The sequence below is a fragment of the Streptomyces sp. NPDC003032 genome (genome assembly GCF_053591415.1).
Genome location: NZ_JBSFTT010000005.1, coordinates 1 through 17553, shown reverse-complemented (window position 1 = coordinate 17553; position 17553 = coordinate 1). Strand labels below are relative to the sequence as shown.

The following is a 17553-nucleotide window of genomic DNA, read 5'->3' as shown; positions in this document are numbered from 1 at the left end:
GGCCACGCCTGGCCCTGCCCGCCCGCGGCCTCAGCCGGCCGGCGTCGTCGGCACCGCCGGTGCGAAATGCCCCACCGGCCACATGTGCACCGGCTCGCCCTCATGCATCAGCCGGCAGTAGCGCTGGGTGGTCGCGGCCAGTGCCGCCTCCCTGGTGAGCCCGCCCTCCAGGGCACGGTGGTACGTCGCCGCCTGCCACGACGCGCCGTTGACCCGCCGCCGGCACCGCTCCTCGATCACTCCGAGGTACAGCTCCCGGTCGGCGCGCTCCACACCCCACGCGTCGAGCCCGGAGGCCGCGAGCGGCAGCAGTTCATCGCGTACGAGGTCGACGGCCGGCAGCTCGACGGTGCCGCCGAGCCTGCCGCGCCGCGGCCACCGCAGCCGGGCGTCGATGCCGTGGCGGCACGCCGCGTCGAAGTTCTGGGCGGCGGCCTCGAAGGACAGCCGGGTCCACACGGGCCGGGCCTCCTCGGCGAGCGCCCGCACGAGCCCGTAGTAGAACGCGACGTTGGCGATGACATCGGTGACGGTGGGCCCGGCGGGCAGTACGCGGTTCTCGACGCGCAGATGCGGGACGCCGTCGGCGATGCCGTACACCGGGCGGTTCCAGCGGTACACGGTGCCGTTGTGCAGGACGAGTTCGCCGAGCCTCGGCACGCCGTCCGCGTCGAGGACGTCCAGTGGGTCCTCCGCGTCCATCAGGGGCAGCAGCGCGGGGAAGTACCGCAGGTTCTCCTCGAAGAGCTCCAGCGGCCCGGTGATCCACCGCTCGCCGAACCAGGTCCGCGGCCGCACCCCCTGGACCTGCAGTTCGGGCGGTCGCGTATCGGTGGACTGGAGGAAGAGCGGCGGCCGCGACTCGCGCCACAGCTCACGGCCGAACAGGAACGGCGCGTTGGCGCCCACGGCGATCTGTGCCGCGGCGATGGCCTGCGCCGCGTTCCACACATCGGCGAACCGGCCCGGGGTGACCTGGAGGTGCAACTGCACGGACGTGCACGCCGCTTCGGGCGCTATCGACGTCGATGTGCAGGTCAGCCGCTCCACGCCTTGGATATCGAGGGCGAAACGCTCACCGCGCGCCGCCACGATCTGCTCGTTCAGAAGGGCGTAGCGGTCCACGTCGGAGAGGTTCGCGGAGACCAGATCGGCTTTGTTCAGCGTCGGGAGTATGCCGATCATGACGATGCCCGCGTCCAGCTCGTTCGCTTTTCTATGGGCATAGTTGAGACCGGTGCGTACTTCTTCGGCGAGCCGGTCGAGAACGCGTCCGCCGAGCCGGTGCGGGGCAATGTTCACTTCCAGATTGAACATTCCGAGTTCCGTCTGGAAATCCCGGCTCGCGATGCGCTCCAGAACCTGCGCATTCAACATTCTCGGCAGTCCGTCGGGCCCGGCGAGATTCAGCTCGATCTCCATGCCCATCAGATTCCTGGGCCGATCGAACCGCTCCTCCTCCAACAGCCGATCCAGCCCCGCGAGGCACTCCCGGAGCTTCCTGCGGTACTGGTGCCGATCGGACAGGTCGAACGCGCCCGCCACGACCTTCTCACCCATCGAAGTGTCCCTCCTCGAATGGGCAGCCAAGGATCCGGCCGCTGCTGTGTACGGGGGATGATGCCCAGGCAATGTGATCGATAACGCCCCGCGGCGGCCCACCGGACAGTACGCTCGGTACCGTTGCCGCCAGGCACATTCGCCGGGCATGCGGCACGGTGAAGATTCCCTTCCGAAGGACCTGGTCAAAAGCACCGACGGGAATCGGCCGACCGCTCGGCCCGTGGAATACGAGGTCACCGAAGTGACGCCCATGTGAAATCGTGATAAAACCCTCGTAAAGACGACCTGATAACGCCTTGCCCGCAATATCGACCGCGTCTAGATGAAACATGCTTTGAACACGGCTCGTATAAACTCCGCACTCTAGGCAGAGAGTTGGCGCTCGCGGTCCCCCGGCCCCCGCCCCTCTGACCCAGAGCTGACAGCGCCGTCACGCACCTGCCCCCGCTCCACCGTGCCTGTCGAATGAGAGAGGCGACCCACCATGCCGCTGCACGTCCTCCCTGCCCCCGCCCCCGCCCTGCGCAGCGTTCTCGCGGCACTCGGTTCCCCCACAGCCGTACGCGAGGCGCGCACCCCGTCCCTGCGTGCCGCCCAGGGTTCCGTGAGCCCCGAACTTCCGTTGCCCGTGCACGTGTTGGGACGCACCACTCCAGAGGGCACCATTCCAGAGGGCGCCGCGCCCACCCGCCTCGCCGGCTGGCGCTTCATGATCCGCTGCGGGGAGCGCGCCCTCGCCGCGGCGGACACGATGCTCACCCCCGACGGCTGGGCCTTCTCGCACTTCTTCGAAGGCCCCTACATCGCCTCCACCGAACGGGCCCTGCGGCACGCCGAGGCCATGCCGATGCCCTGCCAGCCCCGGCTGCTCTCCGTACCCGAGCTCTACATGCTCACGCTCTGGCTGCACCGCGACTGCACGGACGACGGCACCGAGGCCCCTCTCTCCCCCACCGACCTGCTCGTACCCCTCGCGCCCGCCCCACCCGGCATCGCGGCCCACCGTCCCCACCGTGTCGCCGAGTTGCTCCCGGTCCTCGCCCATCGCCTGACGCCGTCGCCCCTGCTCGGCTCGCCCGCCTGACGTCGCCACGCCCCTCTTGTCGCACGTGCCCCGCCGCCCCTGGCGGCGGGGCATCGCGCTGCCCCCACCCAGGTGGACTAGCCCAGTCGGGCCACACCGAACCCCCCGAAGAGACACTGGAGTTGGGCTGAACCGTCCGGGCGGGTGATACGTCATTAAGCAGTAGGAACCGCTGCAGCAAAATCCCTGCGGATTGACGCCCGTGGGGCAACACTGGGACCGGACCGACTACAACGGGGGGCGGTTATGCATACCGCATCGAGCCACAGGACTGACGTCACAGCCATCTCACCGCAGCGAAAGAACCCTTCCATGTGCCAGCACCAACCACCGTGCCCGACAGCCGACTCCGCCGACCGGGAGGCCGCGCTCCTCATGGCGAGCCACCCGGAGCAGGGCTGGAGCCTGCTGTGCAACGGCGTCCTGCTCTTCGAGGACACCGGTGAGCTGCTGCCGGACGGCCAGATCATCGCCCCGCACCGACCGCTGGGCACCGACCAGATCATGACGGCCGCCTGATCACCACCGGCACACCCGCACGGACGTACGACCAGCACCACGCAGCACCGAACAACCGCACAGCGGAACGACCGAGGGGCCGGCCCGGAGAGAACTCTCCGAACCGGCCCCGACGCATGCCCGTGCCACACGGGCGCCGTCATCAGTCCTCGTAGGCATCCAGCGGCGGGCAGGAGCAGACGAGGTTCCGGTCGCCGTACGCCTGGTCGATACGGCGAACCGGCGGCCAGTACTTGTCCGACGCGGCGACACCGGCCGGGAAGACGGCCTCCTCGCGGCTGTAGCCGTGCTCCCACTCACCGCCGAGCGCGGCCGCGGTGTGCGGCGCGTTCCGCAGGGGGTTGTCGTCGGCGGCCCACTCGCCGGAGCCGACCTTCTCGATCTCCCGGCGGATGGCGATCATCGCCTCGCAGAACCGGTCGATCTCGATCAGGTCCTCGCTCTCCGTCGGCTCGATCATCAGCGTCCCCGCGACGGGGAACGACATGGTCGGCGCGTGGAAGCCGTAGTCGATGAGCCGCTTGGCGATGTCGTCGACGCTGACGCCCGTCGCCTTGCTGAGCGGCCGCAGGTCGATGATGCACTCGTGCGCGACGAGCCCGGCGGGACCGGTGTAGAGCACCGGGTAGTGCGGCTCCAGGCGCTTGGCGATGTAGTTGGCGGAGAGCACCGCGACCTGCGTGGCCCGCTTGAGCCCCTCGCCGCCCATGAGACGTACGTACGACCAGGAGATCGGCAGGATCCCGGCGGAACCCCACGGCGCCGCGGAGATCGGACCGACACCGGTGTCGGGGCCCGCGGCGGGCTGCAGCGGGTGGTTGGGCAGGTAGGGCGCGAGGTGCTCGCGCACACCGACCGGGCCGACGCCGGGGCCGCCGCCGCCGTGCGGGATGCAGAACGTCTTGTGCAGGTTCAGGTGCGAGACGTCGCCCCCGAAGTGCCCCGGCTTGGCGAGCCCCACCAGGGCGTTGAGGTTGGCGCCGTCGACGTACACCTGACCGCCGGCCTCGTGCACCGAGGCGCAGATGTCGGCGACGTGCTCCTCGAAGACACCGTGCGTCGAGGGGTACGTGATCATCAGCACGGCCAGCTCGTCGCGGTACTTCTCGATCTTGGCGCGCAGGTCCTCTATGTCGATCTCACCGTCATCGGCGGTCTTCACGACGACGACCTTCATGCCGGCCATGACGGCGCTCGCCGCGTTCGTCCCGTGCGCGGAGGACGGGATGAGGCAGACGGTGCGCTGCTCGTCGCCGTTGGCCCGGTGGTACCCGCGTACGGCGAGCAGCCCGGCCAGCTCGCCCTGCGACCCGGCGTTGGGCTGCAGCGAGACCTTGTCGTACCCGGTGACCTCGGCCAGCCGCTCCTCCAGCTCACGGATGAGGGTGAGGTAGCCCTGCGCCTGCTGGGCGGGCGCGAAGGGGTGCAGCTGCCCGAACTCGGGCCAGGTGACCGGCTCCATCTCGGTGGTCGCGTTGAGCTTCATGGTGCAGGAGCCCAGCGGGATCATGCCCCGGTCGAGCGCGTAGTCGCGGTCGGCCAGCCTGCGCAGGTAGCGCAGCATCGAGGTCTCGGAGCGGTACTGGTGGAAGACCGGGTGCGTGAGGTAGTCGTCCGTACGCAGCAGACCCTCGGGCAGCGTGTCGGAGACGGACGCGTCGAGCGCCTCTATGTCGGCCTCCACCCCGAAGGCACCCCACACGGCGGCAAGTTGCTGGCGCGTGGTGGTCTCGTCGCAGGCGAGTGAGACGTGGTCGGCGTCGACCCTGTGGATGTTGACGCCGCCTTCGCGGGCGGCCGAGACCAGCTCGCCGGCCCTGCCGGGCACGCGCACGGTCAGCGTGTCGAAGTACGCCTCGTGGACGACCTCGACGCCCCCGGCCTTCAGACCCGCGGCGAGCAGCGTCGCGTACCGGTGGGTGCGCCGCGCGATGGCCTTGAGCCCGTCGGGACCGTGATAGACGGCGTACATACCGGCCATGACCGCCAGCAGCACCTGCGCGGTACAGATGTTGCTCGTGGCCTTCTCGCGGCGGATGTGCTGCTCACGGGTCTGCAGCGCGAGCCGGTACGCCTTGTTGCCGTCGGCGTCGACGGAGACACCGACGAGCCGCCCGGGCAGGCTGCGCGCGAACTTCTCGCGCACCGCCATGTAACCGGCGTGCGGCCCGCCGAATCCCATCGGCACACCGAAGCGCTGCGTCGTCCCGACCGCGATGTCCGCGCCGAGCTCACCGGGCGAGGTGAGCAGCGTCAGAGCGAGCAGGTCGGCGGCGACGGTGACGACGGCACCGAGCTCGTGCGCCTGGTCGATCAGCGGCTTTATGTCGCGTACGACGCCGGAGGCGCCGGGGTACTGCATCAGCACGCCCACGACGCCGCGCTCGGCGACCTCGGCCGGGATGCCCTCGCTCAGGTCGGCGACGACGATCTCGACGCCGGTGGGCTCGACACGGGTCTGGATGACGGCGATGGTCTGCGGCAGCACATCGGCATCCACGACGAAAACGCCGTCCTTGACCTTGCCCATGCGCCGCGACAGCGCCATGGCCTCGGCGGCGGCGGTGCCCTCGTCGAGCAGCGAGGCCCCCGAGGTGGGCAGACCGGTCAGCTCGGCGACCATGGTCTGGAAGTTCAGCAGCGCCTCAAGGCGTCCCTGCGAGATCTCGGGCTGGTACGGGGTGTAGGCGGTGTACCAGGCGGGGCTCTCCATGACGTTCCGCAGAATGACGGGCGGCGTGAACGTCCCGTAGTACCCGAGCCCGATCATCGAATCGAGAACCTGGTTACGGTCCGCGAGCGAGCGCAGCTCGGCGAGAACCTCGGCCTCGGTACGGGCGCCCGGCAGCTTGAGCGCCTCGGCGTTCTTGATCACATCCGGCACCGCGGCGGCCGTGAGCTCGTCGAGCGAGCCGTATCCGACCTGGGCGAGCATCTTGGCCCGCGCTTCCGCATCGGGCCCGATGTGCCGCTGCTCGAAGGGGATGCCCTGTTCGAGCTCGGAGAGCGGGATGCGATTGGTGGCAGTCATTGCGGAGGCCTCCTGGTCTGCGCGACCTACGAGGGGTACCACGGCGTGGGTACCCGGACGGCCTCCCCCTCTGTCATCTCAACCTGAGAGCTTCACCGGGCGACACCTACGTCCTGCGTAGACGTCGTCCGACTTTCACCGTCGGTGAGGAAGGGATCCGAACGTGCCCGCCCGTACGCCCGCCCTGCTTTCCAGAGTGACCTCGTCCATGCGGTACGGGTGCCTGAGAGATTCCGGGGAGGATTTGCTCCTTCGGCGCCTCCGGAATCGTGACCCGGAGAGCTCTCCCGCACGGGGTCAGCAGCCATCCGTCAGCCTACCAGCGAGGAACACAGCCGTTCCCTCGAGTGGCCGCCTGCCCCGAAGTGCTCTTACGTAGGGAGTACGAGCGGACAAAGATGAGTTATGCCCACATCGGAGACCCGCGACCAGCTGGAGGGCCCGTGCAGACCGACATCGATCCGCGCAACCTGATCGGCCGCAAGGCGTTCGACCGGAACGGGGCCAAGATCGGCACGATCGACGAGATCTATCTCGACGACGCCACCGGCGCACCGGAGTGGGCCGCCATACGCACGGGCCTGTTCAGCCGCGACGCCTTCGTCCCCCTCGAACCGAGCGAACTGGTCGACGACGGCACCCTCCGCATTCCCTTCGACCGCGCCCTGATCAAGGACGCCCCCGACTTCGGCGTGGGCCGCCATCTCTCTCCCGCCCAAGAGCTCCAGCTCTACCACCACTACGGCCTGGACACCACGCTCCCCCACCCCCCACCCCCCGACCACAACTTCGGCCCCCTAACAGACCCGGACCCCTCCTGACCCCACACCCGACACGCCAGGACCAGTCCTGACACCACCCCACGGGCAGGCGTCGCAGACCCAGCCCGCGCTGAACTCCACACCCGCGGACAGATGGCGGCCCAGACCCGCCCTCAAACAGCGTCACCGAAGCCGCCCCCCGCTCGCCGCCGACCCTTCCTCCTGAGCCGACCTGGACCGACTACCCCGCACCCACGCCTCCCGTCCCAGTAGCCACCACCGCCCCCTCGCCCCGCACCCCCACCAGCGGCAACGGATCGGCCGGTGTCAGCTTCGGGTCGTCCGTTCTGAATGTCCGCACCCGGCCCGGTTCCGACCCCGGTGTCTCGAAGCGCACGGTGACCCGGCCCAGGCCGCTCCCCTGCACCCAGCCGTGCCCGTACTCGGTGTGCCGCACATCGTGCCCGGCCGCCCACCGCCGCTCCGGCTCCGGGGGCGGCACCGGCTCCTCGGCGCTCTCGCCGACCTCAGACCGCTCCCCGTGCACCGCTTCCCCGGGCACCGATTCGTCCACCTCGGCCCCGGTCTCCTCCGCAGCCAGCGCCAGCGCCTGCGCTTGCGCCTGCGCTTGCGCCTGCGCGAAAAGGTCCTCCTGCGTGTAGTCGGCGAGCCCCGTGACCCCGACCCCGAGCAGCCGCACCCCTCCCGTGGTGTCCACGGACTCCAGCAGCCGCGCTGCGGCCTCCCGCACCACCCCGGGGTCGTCCGTGGGGCCCCGCAGCGTCTCGGACCGCGTCAGCGTCGAGAAATCGAACCGCCGCACCTTCAAGACGATGGTCCGCCCCGAGTGCCCCGCAGCCCGCAGCCGCTGCACACACCGGTCCGCGAGCCGCGCGACCTCCGTCCTGACCCGCACCCGGTCATGGATGTCCACGTCGTACGTGTCCTCGACGCTGACCGACTTCGTGTCCCGCTCCGCCACCACGGGCCGCTCGTCGCGCGCCAGCGCCATCGCGTACAGGGAGACCCCGTGCGCCTTCCCGAGCAGCCGTACGAGCTCGTCCTCCCCTGCCTCCGCGATCTCCTCGACCGTGGTGATCCCGGCCCGCCGCAGGTGGTCCCCGGTGGCCGGCCCCACCCCGGGCAACGTACGCACCGACATCGGCCCCAGCAGCGCCCGCTCCGTCCCCGGCGCTATCAGCACGAGCCCGTCCGGCTTCGCCTCCTCCGAGGCGATCTTCGCCACCATCTTGGAGACAGCGAGCCCCACCGACCCCGTCAGCCCGGTCGCGGCCCTGATGTCCACCCGCAGCCGCTCCCCCACCGCCCTGGCCGACGCCTCGTCGTCGGCGACACCACCCGCCTCCAGGTCCACGAAGGCCTCGTCCAGACTGAGCGGCTCCACCAGCGGCGACAGCTCCCGCAGCAACGCCATCACCTGCTCGCTGACCTCGCGGTACAGCCCGAAGCGAGGGACGAGATACGCGGCGTTCGGCGCCAGCCGCCGCGCCTGCCCCATCGGCATCGCCGAGTGCACACCGAACCGCCGCGCCTCATAGCTGGCGGTGGCCACGACACCCCGCGGCCCGAGGCCGCCCACCACGACGGCCTTCCCGCGCAGACTCGGCTTCGCGGCCTGCTCGGCGGACGCGTAAAAGGCATCCATGTCCAGATGCAGAATCGTCGGCGCGCTTCTCACATCTCCGATGCTGCCCTACGCCACTGACAATGCCCCGACGACGGCTCAGACCGCCCTGTTGCGCCGCCTGGCCAGCTCGTCGGCGGGGTTGTGCCCGACGAGCGTCTCGCCGGTGTCGACGCGCTCTCCGTGCAGCTGGGACAGCGCCGCCTCGACGTCACGCCACACCACACCCACGGCGATCCCGAAGATCCCCTGGCCGCCCTGGAGCAGCTCATGGACCTCGCTGGACGACGTGCACTCGTAGACCGTCGCCCCGTCGCTCATCAGCGTCATCCGCTCAAGATCACGGAACCCGCGCTCCCGCAGATGCTGGACCGTCGTACGGATGTTCTGCAGCGATACCCCGGTGTCCAGGAACCGCTTGACGACCTTCAGGACGACGACGTCCCGGAAGCTGTAGAGCCGCTGGGTACCGGAGCCACCGGCGGCACGCACACTGGGCTCGACCAGGCCCGTCCGGGCCCAGTAGTCGAGCTGCCGGTATGTGATGCCCGCGGCCGCGCACGCAGTCGGACCGCGGTACCCGATCTGCTCGGAATTCTCGAACGTCGCGTCCCCGCTCCCCTGGACCGCCATCGGATTCGGAGAGTGATCGGCCGCGCTGCCGTGAAACGGGTACGGACCACCCACCGCCGTACCGTCGCCGCTGCTTCTCACGCCGACCTCCGTCCTTGACCTGCCTGCACGACGGTAGGCAGTCACCAGGGGCTCGTCAACGATCGCCACACTCGCCACGCCGAGTGATAATCACCCTGAGAGTGGTTTCCCGCACCTCGCCGCGGGGAAAGGCTAACCGAATGGTCCGAAGCGGGCCGCCGGGAGCGCCGGCTCACTGGCTGTTGGTACCGAAGTCCTCGGGCGAGATCTGGTCGAGGAACTCGCGGAACTTCTCCACCTCGTCCTCCTGCTCGTCCGGGATCGCGATGCCGGCGTCGTCCAGAACACCGTCACTGCCGTAGATCGGCGTGCCGGTGCGCAGCGCCAGCGCTATGGCGTCGGACGGCCGCGCGCTCACCTCCACCCCGCTGGCGAAGACCAGTTCGGCGTAGAAGACCCCTTCTCGCAGGTCCGTGATGCGCACTTCCGAGAGCTCCTGGCCCACCGCGTCCAGCACGTCCTTGAACAGGTCGTGGGTCAGCGGCCGTGCGGGTGCCATGCCCTGCTGTGCAAAAGCGATGGCGGTCGCCTCACCTGGACCGATCCAGATGGGGAGGTACCGGTCGCCTCCCACTTCACGCAGGAGCACGATCGGCTGGTTGGAGGGCATTTCGACCCGGACACCTACGACGTCGAGCTCGTTCACACAGCAACCCTAGGACGTGGCCGGCAGGTTTGGGTAGTCGGGCACCCGCCGAGTACCGGCCGGGGACTCCGCGAGTGCCCTCCGAATGCCCGTTGAATCGGGGCGGTATCAGGGAGGAATCGGGACGGAATCAGGGCAGTCTGACCCCGAGCGCGGTCTGTACGAGGGCCGAATGCAGCCTCCCGGTGAGACCCGCCAGCTCTCTGGTACGGGCCTCGGCATGGGCCCTGGTCTGCGGATTGCGGTGCCGCCGCAGCGGCGCGACCACCTGGTCGACGAGCCCGGCCTCCCGGTCCGCGGCGGCCTTCATGGCCCGCAGATGGCGTGGCTCGATTCCGAACCGGCCGAGTTCGACGACGAGGGAGGCGACCGTGACGGCCTCCGCGTCGTAACCGCCGTCCGGCAGCTGCGCGACCAGCCCGTACGTCTCCCACTCGGCGAGCTGCCCCTCGTCGATCTCCGCGACGGCCAGCAGCTCGTCACGGCCCACACGGGCCGCCGTCGGCCCCTCGGGTTCGCCCGGGCCCTCGACACCGCCGCCGTCCCGCTGGCGCCCCGGAGAGGGCAGCGGAGCCCGCTCGCCGCGCTCCAGCGCCTCCAGGTGCTCACGGATGACCTTGAGCGGCAGATAGTGGTCCCGCTGCATCCTCAGGACGTGACCGAGCCGCTCGACATCCTGCGGGCTGAACTTCCGGTAGCCGGAAGGCGTGCGCTGCGGCTCGATGAGCCCCTCGGACTCCAGGAAACGAATCTTGGAGATCGTGACCTCGGGAAACTCGTCGCGCAGCATGTTCAGCACGGTGCCGATGCTCATCAGTCGACGGTCCGCGGCGGCGGTGCCGGTACCGGCACCGCCCCTCGGTGTTTGAAGCATGGACCTTCCATGGGGGTGCCCCCGGACGGAGTCCGGGGGGAGGGTCAGATGCCGACGCTGCGCTGGCTGGCGTAGAAGACCAGCCGGTACTTACCGATCTGCACCTCGTCGCCGTTCGACAGCGCGACGGAGTCGATGCGCTCCCGATTGACGTACGTGCCGTTCAGGCTGCCCACGTCGGCGACGGTGAAGGAACCGTCCTGGACGCGGCGGAACTCCACGTGGCGACGCGACACCGTCACATCGTCCAGGAAGATGTCGCTCTGCGGGTGACGGCCCGCCGTGGTCAGCTCGCCGTCGAGCAGGAAACGACTGCCCGAGTTCGGCCCGCGACGCACGACCAGGAGCGCCGAGCCGAGCGGCAGGGCGTCGACGGCCGCCTGCGCCTCCGGAGAGAGCGCGGGAGACGGGGTCTGACCCGTCGTCTCCGCGTCGTAGGCCTCCAGGCCCGAGATCGAGATCGTCGAGGTCGTCTCGGACGCGCGCTCCGGCGCCGCTCCGGGACGCAGCGGCGCACCGCAGTTGGAGCAGAACCGGCTCGCCTCGGCGTTGCGGTTCCCGCACCTCGTACACACCAGGGCCATGGACGGGTCCTCCTGCCGCGGCTGCCCTGCAGGGGCATTGGATGCGTACGGGCCGGGCGTAAACCCTCCACCCGTACTTGAGGTTGACGGTTCTCCGAAACCTATGCGGCCGGGACCGGCAGGGTCAACAGACGACGCGCCCTGTCCGCCCGAAATGTCACCACCTGGACCAGCCACCTGGTCCCGGAACATGGGGCGCTCGCCGCCCTGCTCCTCGGCCTCTCCATGGCGTGGGGCACGGTGACGGGCAGTAGCGGGATTGCCGCTGTCCTCACGTGCACTCTTGCCGAACAACTTCGCAAACAACTTCACGGGCGATTCCCCTTGACCGAAACAGACCCGCCCGTGGGGCAGGACGAACCCTGATTGCACACACCGGCATTCATCGGTGAACCAGACATCCTCACAACGTCCGTATCCACCAAACAGTTTCCACCACGCACCACGCTTCCGGTGCGCCGACCCCCCGCAACCTCATGCCCTCGCCTCGCCGCCTCCATGCGCCCGCCCCTCACTGCGAGGACGACCGAGCGTAGTCAGGCCGCTTCGCGGGTCGCAAGGCGCTCACGACGATCTTCTCCGAGCGTGTCACGGTGACCGTGGCCTGCTCCTTCTCCAGAGTCTGCACCACACCCCCGGGGATGTTCAGCGCAGGTTCCAGATCCTGCGGCTTACCGATCACCTTGAAGAGGTACGGTTCGCCGACCTTGCGGCCGTCCACCTTCACGCCACCGCCGTCGGCGTCCGACAGATGGGTGCTCGCCACCACGCGTACGTCGTTGATCTGGATGGCCTCGGCGCCGGCGGCGCGCAGCTCCTGAATAGCGTCGAGCAGCATGTCCGCCTCGATCGCCCCCTTCTTGTCCTTGATGGCAAGCGTGATGCCGGGCCCCTGGGCCGCCACCGTGCCCGCCAGGATGCCGAGTTGCCGCTCCCGCTCGACCGTCTGCTTGCGCGCCTCTTCGGCCTGGTCCGAGCTGTTCTCCAGCCCGGTCCGCTGCTCCTCGAGACGCCGCTTCTCTTCTTCCAGACGCTGAGTACGGTCATCCAGTTCATCGAGGATGCGTACGAGATCTTCTTGCCGCGCGCCACGCAGCGCACTGCTGTCGTTGTTCGACCGCACCTGAATGGCAAGGCCGAGACCCAGCACGAAAAGCAGCAGGGCGACGATGAGTTGAGGCCGGGTCACCCGGGGCGGCCACAGGCCCTTGACCAGCCGCTGACGGCCGGTGAGCCCCGGCTTCCCGGAGGCCGGTGGAGCGGCGGCCTCGGGCTCCGCCGGGACCTCCTCGGGGAGTTCCTTGCGGCGGTGGTACTCGGGCGTCTCGTCAGCGCTCATCGGCGTCACGCCCTGAAGATGTGCCGTCGGATCGCGGCGGCGTTGGAGAAGATCCGGATACCGAGGACCACGACGACGCCCGTGGACAGCTGCGCGCCGACGCCCAACTTGTCACCGAGGAACACGATCAGCGCGGCCACCACCACGTTCGACAGGAACGACACCACGAAGACCTTGTCGTCGAAGATGCCGTCGAGCATCGCGCGCAACCCGCCGAACACGGCGTCGAGAGCCGCGACCACGGCGATCGGAAGGTACGGCTCGACCACCGCCGGAACCTCGGGCCGAACCAACAATCCGGCCACGACTCCCACGACGAGGCCCAGTACGGCGATCAAGATGTGCCCTTTCCTGCTTTCGGCTCTGCTGTACGTACGGTCACACTCGGCGCTGCGGGCAGCCGGAGCTCCTCCGACACGGAGATGCTGGTCCGGATGTCGAAGTTCTCCTGCAGGGCATGCAGATACCGACCGTCGCTGCTGTTCTGGAACCGGGTGCTCAAGCGTTTCCCGTCCCCCACCGCGAGCACCGTATACGGCGGCACCAGCGGCCGGTTGTCGACCAGTATCGCCTCACCCGCGGCCCTGATCGCCGACAGCGCCGTGAGCCGCTGGTCGTTGATCGAGATCGCCTCGGCGCCGGACTCCCACAGGCCGTTGACGACCCGCTGCATGTCGCGGTCGCGCACCCGCCCGGTGTCGGAGAACCCGGCGCTCTCGCGCGGCCCGCCACCGCCCTGGTCGGCTTCCTTCTTGTCGTCCACCACGAGCTTCACGCCGGGCCCGTGGACTTCCGTGGCACCGGAGAGGAGACCGACCAACTCGCCCTGGCTGCCGCCGTGCTTCTTCAGCGCGGCCTGCTGCCGCTCGCCCACGTCGTCGCGGAGCTCGTCCACGTCGTCCTCGAGCTTGTCGGCGCCGGCCGTCGCCTCTTCGACGCGGTCGATGAGCTCCTCGCGCTCCTTGGCGAGCACCGGCGCCGCTATACGTGCTTGCGCGGCCCCCACGGTGACGACGAGCGCGGCGAGCACGAGCCCAGCGGCGAGCCCCAGTTTGGCCCGCAGCGGGCGAGGGACACCACTGTCCCCTCTGGCCTTCTTCCTGGCCGCCGCCTCCGCGTACCCCTCGTCCAGGCTGTGGTCCATGACGGTGGTGAGCAGCGACATGGACGCGTCCGGACGCCGGGGGCGGGAGGAGGTGCTCCGAACGGGGGGCTGCTGCGGCATGCCGCACATCGTCGCACGTCGCGGGCGTTACCTCCGAATGGCCCCACCGGCGCGCCGGGCAGCACCTGTTGTGGGTACTGTCCGGCGCGCCGGACACGGTCAGCGGCCGGCGCTGTCCACCACCGTGGCCCACTCGTCGAGCAGCGCCTGGGCGGACGCGTCATCGGGACCCTCGGCCCACAGATGGGTGACGGCCTCGGCCGGGTCCGGCAGCACGAGCACCCAGCGCCCGTCGGCCTCCACGACCCGCACACCGTCGGTGGTGTCCACGGACCGCTCCCCGGCCGCCTCCACCACGCTGCGCATCACGAGCCCCTTGACGGCCCACGGCGTCGCCAGATCGCGCCGCAGCACATGGGCTCGCGGGATACGCGCGTCGATCTGGCTCAGGGTGAGCTGAGTACGCGCCACCAGCCCGATGAGCCGCACGAACGCGGCCGTTCCGTCGAATACGCCGCTGAACTCGGGCACGATGAACCCGCCACGCCCGTCGCCACCGAAGATGGTCGACTCCCCGCGCCCCACTCGCGTCAGATCGTCCGGCGACGTGGTCGTCCAGTCCACCTGTGTGCCGTGGTACGCGGCGACCTGCTCGGCGATGCGCGTCGTGGTCACCGGCAGCGCCACCCGCCCGCTGCGCCGCTCGGCGGCCACCAGGTCGAGCATGACCAGCAGGGCCCGGTCGTCCTCGACGATCCGCCCCTTCTCGTCCACCAGCGAAAGCCGCTCGCCCACCGGGTCGAACCGCACCCCGAAGGCCGCCCGTGCCGACGCCACGATCTCGCCGAGCCGCACAAGTCCGGAGCGGCGCGTGTCAGCGGTCTCGGTGGGCCGCGACTCATCGAGCCCGGGATTGATCGTCAGCGCGTCCACCCCGAGCTTCCCGAGCAGACTCGGCAGCACCAGTCCGGCGCTTCCGTTGGACGCGTCGACGACGACCTTCAGCCCCGACTCGGCGATCCCCGTGGTGTCGACATTCCGCAGCAGGGACCCCGTGTAGGAGTCGAAAACGCTCGACGGGAAGTGCAGGTCGCCGATCTCACCGGGGAAGGCCCGCCGGTACTCCTGGCGCGCGTAGACCCGGTCCAACTTCCGCTGACTCGCCTGGGAGAGGTCCGCTCCCTCTCCGTCGAAGAACATGATGTCGACGGAGTCCGGCACCCCGGGCGTCGTCCGGATCATGATCCCGCCGGCGCTGCCGCGAGCCGTCTGCTGCCGCGCGACCGGCAGCGGCACGTTCTCCAGGTCTCGTACGTCGATGGCGCTGGCCTGCAGCGCCGAGATCACCGCCCGCTTGAGCGCTCGGGCGCCTCGCGAGTGGTCACGCGCGGTGGTGACGGTCGCACCCTTCTTCAGGGTCGTCGCATACGCCCCCGCAAGCCGCACGGCGAGCTCCGGCGTGATCTCCACATTCAGGATCCCGGACACACCACGGGCCCCGAACAAGTGCGCCTGGCCGCGGGACTCCCAGATGACGGACGTATTGACGAACGCGCCCGCCTCGATCGTCTTGAACGGATAGACCCGCACATTGCCCTGGATGATCGATTCTTCGCCGACGAGACACTCATCGCCGATGACCGCACCATCCTCGATGCGGGCGGCCCGCATGATGTCAGTGTTCTTGCCGACGACACAGCCCCGCAGGTTGCTGTGCTGGCCGATGTAGACGTTGTCGTGCACGACGGCCTTGTGCAGGAAAGCGCCGTCCTTCACCACGACGTTCGAGCCCACCACGGTGTGCTCACGGATCTCGACGTTCGCCTCGACCTTGGCGTAGTCCCCGATGTAGAGGGGCCCGCGCAGCACGGCGTCAGGGTGCACTTCCGCGCCCTCGGCGACCCACACGCCGGGCGAGATCTCGAAACCGTCGAGCTCGACGTCGACCTTGCCCTCCAGCACGTCGGCCTGCGCCTTGCCGTAGCTCTCGTGCGTGCCGACGTCCTCCCAGTAGCCCTCGGCGACGTACCCGTAGATGGGCTTGCCTTCCTTCATGAGCTGCGGGAAGACATCGCCGGACCAGTCGACCGGCACATCCGCCTCGACGTAGTCGAATACCTCGGGCTCCATCACATAGATGCCCGTGTTCACCGTGTCGGAGAAGACCTGCCCCCAGGTCGGCTTCTCAAGGAAGCGCTCGACCTTGCCTTCCTCGTCGACGATGGTGATGCCGAACTCCAGCGGGTTCGGTACGCGCGTCAGACAGACGGTGACAAGCGCGCCCTTTTCCTTGTGGAAGTTAATCAGCTCGGTGAGGTCGAAATCGGTCAGCGCGTCACCGGAGATCACGAGAAACGCATCGTCCTTCAGCGCTTCCTCGGCGTTCTTCACACTTCCGGCGGTGCCTAGCGGCTTCTCCTCGTTGGCATAGGTGAGCTCCATCCCGAGCTCTTCGCCGTCGCCGAAGTAGTTCTTGACGAGCGACGCCAAGAACTGCACTGTTACCACGGTCTCGGTCAGACCATGCCTCTTGAGCAGGCGCAGCACATGCTCCATGATCGGCCTGTTGGCCACAGGCAGGAGCGGCTTGGGCATGCTTGAGGTCATGGGGCGAAGGCGGGTGCCTTCACCGCCGGCCATTACGACGGCCTTCATGTCGGAAACGTCCTCCTTATAGACGACGATCTAGCCGACTCAGCCTGCCTTGTTGGCCCGCATATGTATGACACGGGCCTTCGCGCCTCTACGGCCGCCGAATCGGCAGGCTCAATCGGCCATGCTGTCCGCCTTGACAAGTCGGCGGACCTGAACCACATACAGGATCCCTGCCCACCAGTACAGCGTTGTACCCCATCCGGCGAACGCCCATCCGAAAATAGCAGCGATAGATGCAAGCCAGCCACTTCCGTCGCTCAAGAGCAGTAGTGGAAAGGCGTACATCAGGTTGAAGGTGGCGGCCTTGCCCAGGAAGTTCACCTGCGGCGGCGGATAGCCGTGGCGTCTGAGGATCCAGACCATCACGAGCAGGACCAGCTCGCGCAGCAGAAGCACCGCGGTCAGCCAGAGCGGAAGAATCTCCCGCCAGGTCAGGCCGGCCAGCGTCGAGAGGATATAGAGCCGGTCCGCCGCGGGGTCGAGCAGCCTGCCGAGGTTGCTGATCTGGTTCCAGCGGCGGGCGAGCTTGCCGTCGAGGTAGTCGCTGATACCGCTGAGCGCGAGTACCAGCAGCGCCCACTTGTCGCTGTTGGGCCCCCCGAACTCCGGCCTGAGGATCAACCACAGGAAGAGGGGCACGCCGGCGAGGCGCGCCATGCTGAGGATGTTCGGGATGGTGAGGACACGGTCCGTCTGGACCCGCGTCTCCTGGACCTCCACCCGGGAGCCTCCTGTGGAAAAGAGCCAATGATGCCCCCTGACCTTACCCTCAGCCGACGCAGGGCGGTGCGGAGGGGTGACGTGACCGGATACCACCCCCGCAAAACAAAAAAGCCGTGGCCCCTGGAATTAAATCCAGGGGCCACGGCTATAAAAGAAGTTCGGCGGCGTCCTACTCTCCCACAGGGTCCCCCCTGCAGTACCATCGGCGCTATGAGGCTTAGCTTCCGGGTTCGGAATGTAACCGGGCGTT

Annotated in this window: 15 protein-coding genes, 1 rRNA gene and 1 riboswitch; of the genes, 3 read left to right on the top strand and 13 right to left on the bottom strand. The window is 68.9% G+C overall.

The genetic code is table 11. The features are described from left to right. Nucleotides 1–30: 30 nt before the first annotated feature. Nucleotides 31–1560, bottom strand: coding sequence for a glutamate--cysteine ligase (locus tag ACWDZ7_RS08670; protein WP_451795947.1), 1530 nt, complete (start codon nt 1558–1560; stop codon nt 31–33). A 487-nt stretch (nt 1561–2047) separates the two neighbouring features. Here ACWDZ7_RS08670 and ACWDZ7_RS08665 point away from each other — a divergent pair, with 487 nt between their 5' ends. After that, the gene (locus ACWDZ7_RS08665; RefSeq protein WP_451795946.1) at nt 2048–2647 is read left to right on the top strand and encodes a hypothetical protein; all 600 of its coding nucleotides are present in this window, start codon (nt 2048–2050) and stop codon (nt 2645–2647) included. A 312-nt stretch (nt 2648–2959) separates the two neighbouring features. After that, a complete protein-coding gene (locus ACWDZ7_RS08660) occupies nt 2960–3166 on the top strand; it encodes a DUF5999 family protein (protein WP_030794330.1) in 207 nt (68 codons plus the stop codon). A 142-nt stretch (nt 3167–3308) separates the two neighbouring features. On the opposite strand, the gene gcvP is transcribed toward ACWDZ7_RS08660, so the two are convergent. Then, the gene (gcvP, locus tag ACWDZ7_RS08655; protein ID WP_451795945.1) at nt 3309–6197 is read right to left on the bottom strand and encodes an aminomethyl-transferring glycine dehydrogenase; all 2889 of its coding nucleotides are present in this window, start codon (nt 6195–6197) and stop codon (nt 3309–3311) included. A gap of 201 nt (nt 6198–6398) precedes the next feature. Beyond that, a riboswitch (glycine riboswitch) is annotated at nt 6399–6497 on the bottom strand. A gap of 143 nt (nt 6498–6640) precedes the next feature. Between gcvP and ACWDZ7_RS08650 the strand changes: the two genes are divergently transcribed. Beyond that, the gene (locus ACWDZ7_RS08650; RefSeq protein ID WP_451795944.1) at nt 6641–7018 is read left to right on the top strand and encodes a PRC-barrel domain-containing protein; all 378 of its coding nucleotides are present in this window, start codon (nt 6641–6643) and stop codon (nt 7016–7018) included. A gap of 181 nt (nt 7019–7199) precedes the next feature. Here the strand turns inward: ACWDZ7_RS08650 and ACWDZ7_RS08645 are convergent, their stop codons facing one another. The 11 genes from ACWDZ7_RS08645 to rrf all read right to left on the bottom strand — a co-directional run. Further along, nucleotides 7200–8657, bottom strand: coding sequence for a DNA polymerase IV (locus tag ACWDZ7_RS08645; RefSeq protein WP_451795943.1), 1458 nt, complete (start codon nt 8655–8657; stop codon nt 7200–7202). 45 nt (nt 8658–8702) lie between these two features. Next, the gene (locus ACWDZ7_RS08640; protein WP_451795942.1) at nt 8703–9317 is read right to left on the bottom strand and encodes a MerR family transcriptional regulator; all 615 of its coding nucleotides are present in this window, start codon (nt 9315–9317) and stop codon (nt 8703–8705) included. 172 nt (nt 9318–9489) lie between these two features. Continuing rightward, complete coding sequence (locus tag ACWDZ7_RS08635) at nt 9490–9963, bottom strand: bifunctional nuclease family protein (RefSeq protein WP_067272821.1); 474 nt, start codon at nt 9961–9963, stop codon at nt 9490–9492. A 130-nt stretch (nt 9964–10093) separates the two neighbouring features. Beyond that, entirely contained in the window at nt 10094–10837 is a 744-nt protein-coding gene (ftsR, locus tag ACWDZ7_RS08630) for a transcriptional regulator FtsR (protein WP_451795941.1), read from the bottom strand. Between the two features lie 44 nt (nt 10838–10881). Next, nucleotides 10882–11850, bottom strand: a complete 969-nt coding sequence (locus ACWDZ7_RS08625; RefSeq protein ID WP_451796231.1) for an FHA domain-containing protein — start codon at nt 11848–11850, stop codon at nt 10882–10884. Nucleotides 11851–11932: 82 nt separating this feature from the next. Next, nucleotides 11933–12760, bottom strand: a complete 828-nt coding sequence (locus tag ACWDZ7_RS08620; protein ID WP_451795940.1) for a DUF881 domain-containing protein — start codon at nt 12758–12760, stop codon at nt 11933–11935. Between the two features lie 5 nt (nt 12761–12765). Next, nucleotides 12766–13098 carry a small basic family protein gene (locus ACWDZ7_RS08615; protein ID WP_030794354.1) on the bottom strand — a complete coding sequence of 111 codons (333 nt, stop codon included), beginning with the start codon at nt 13096–13098 and terminating at the stop codon, nt 12766–12768. Further along, entirely contained in the window at nt 13095–13994 is a 900-nt protein-coding gene (locus tag ACWDZ7_RS08610; RefSeq protein WP_451795939.1) for a DUF881 domain-containing protein, read from the bottom strand. Before ACWDZ7_RS08610 ends, ACWDZ7_RS08615 begins: the two co-directional genes overlap by 4 nt. Before the next feature lie 90 nt (nt 13995–14084). Next, on the bottom strand, nt 14085–16580 hold the full coding sequence (locus ACWDZ7_RS08605) for a sugar phosphate nucleotidyltransferase (RefSeq protein ID WP_451795938.1): 2496 nt from the start codon (nt 16578–16580) through the stop codon (nt 14085–14087). 111 nt (nt 16581–16691) lie between these two features. After that, complete coding sequence (locus tag ACWDZ7_RS08600) at nt 16692–17300, bottom strand: CDP-alcohol phosphatidyltransferase family protein (protein WP_451795937.1); 609 nt, start codon at nt 17298–17300, stop codon at nt 16692–16694. A gap of 159 nt (nt 17301–17459) precedes the next feature. Next, nucleotides 17460–17553, bottom strand: a 5S ribosomal RNA gene (gene rrf / locus ACWDZ7_RS08595); the annotation flags it as partial.

Excerpts from the sequence above, each read along its gene's own strand:
- ACWDZ7_RS08670 (WP_451795947.1), bottom strand. The coding sequence starts at position 1,560 with ATGGGTGAGAAGGTCGTGGCGGGCGCGTTCGACCTGTCCGATCGGCAC.
- ACWDZ7_RS08665 (WP_451795946.1), top strand. The coding sequence starts at position 2,048 with ATGCCGCTGCACGTCCTCCCTGCCCCCGCCCCCGCCCTGCGCAGCGTT.
- ACWDZ7_RS08660 (WP_030794330.1), top strand. The coding sequence starts at position 2,960 with ATGTGCCAGCACCAACCACCGTGCCCGACAGCCGACTCCGCCGACCGG.
- gcvP (WP_451795945.1), bottom strand. The coding sequence starts at position 6,197 with ATGACTGCCACCAATCGCATCCCGCTCTCCGAGCTCGAACAGGGCATC.
- ftsR (WP_451795941.1), bottom strand. The coding sequence starts at position 10,837 with ATGCTTCAAACACCGAGGGGCGGTGCCGGTACCGGCACCGCCGCCGCG.
- ACWDZ7_RS08620 (WP_451795940.1), bottom strand. The coding sequence starts at position 12,760 with ATGAGCGCTGACGAGACGCCCGAGTACCACCGCCGCAAGGAACTCCCC.
- ACWDZ7_RS08610 (WP_451795939.1), bottom strand. The coding sequence starts at position 13,994 with ATGTGCGGCATGCCGCAGCAGCCCCCCGTTCGGAGCACCTCCTCCCGC.
- ACWDZ7_RS08605 (WP_451795938.1), bottom strand. The coding sequence starts at position 16,580 with ATGAAGGCCGTCGTAATGGCCGGCGGTGAAGGCACCCGCCTTCGCCCC.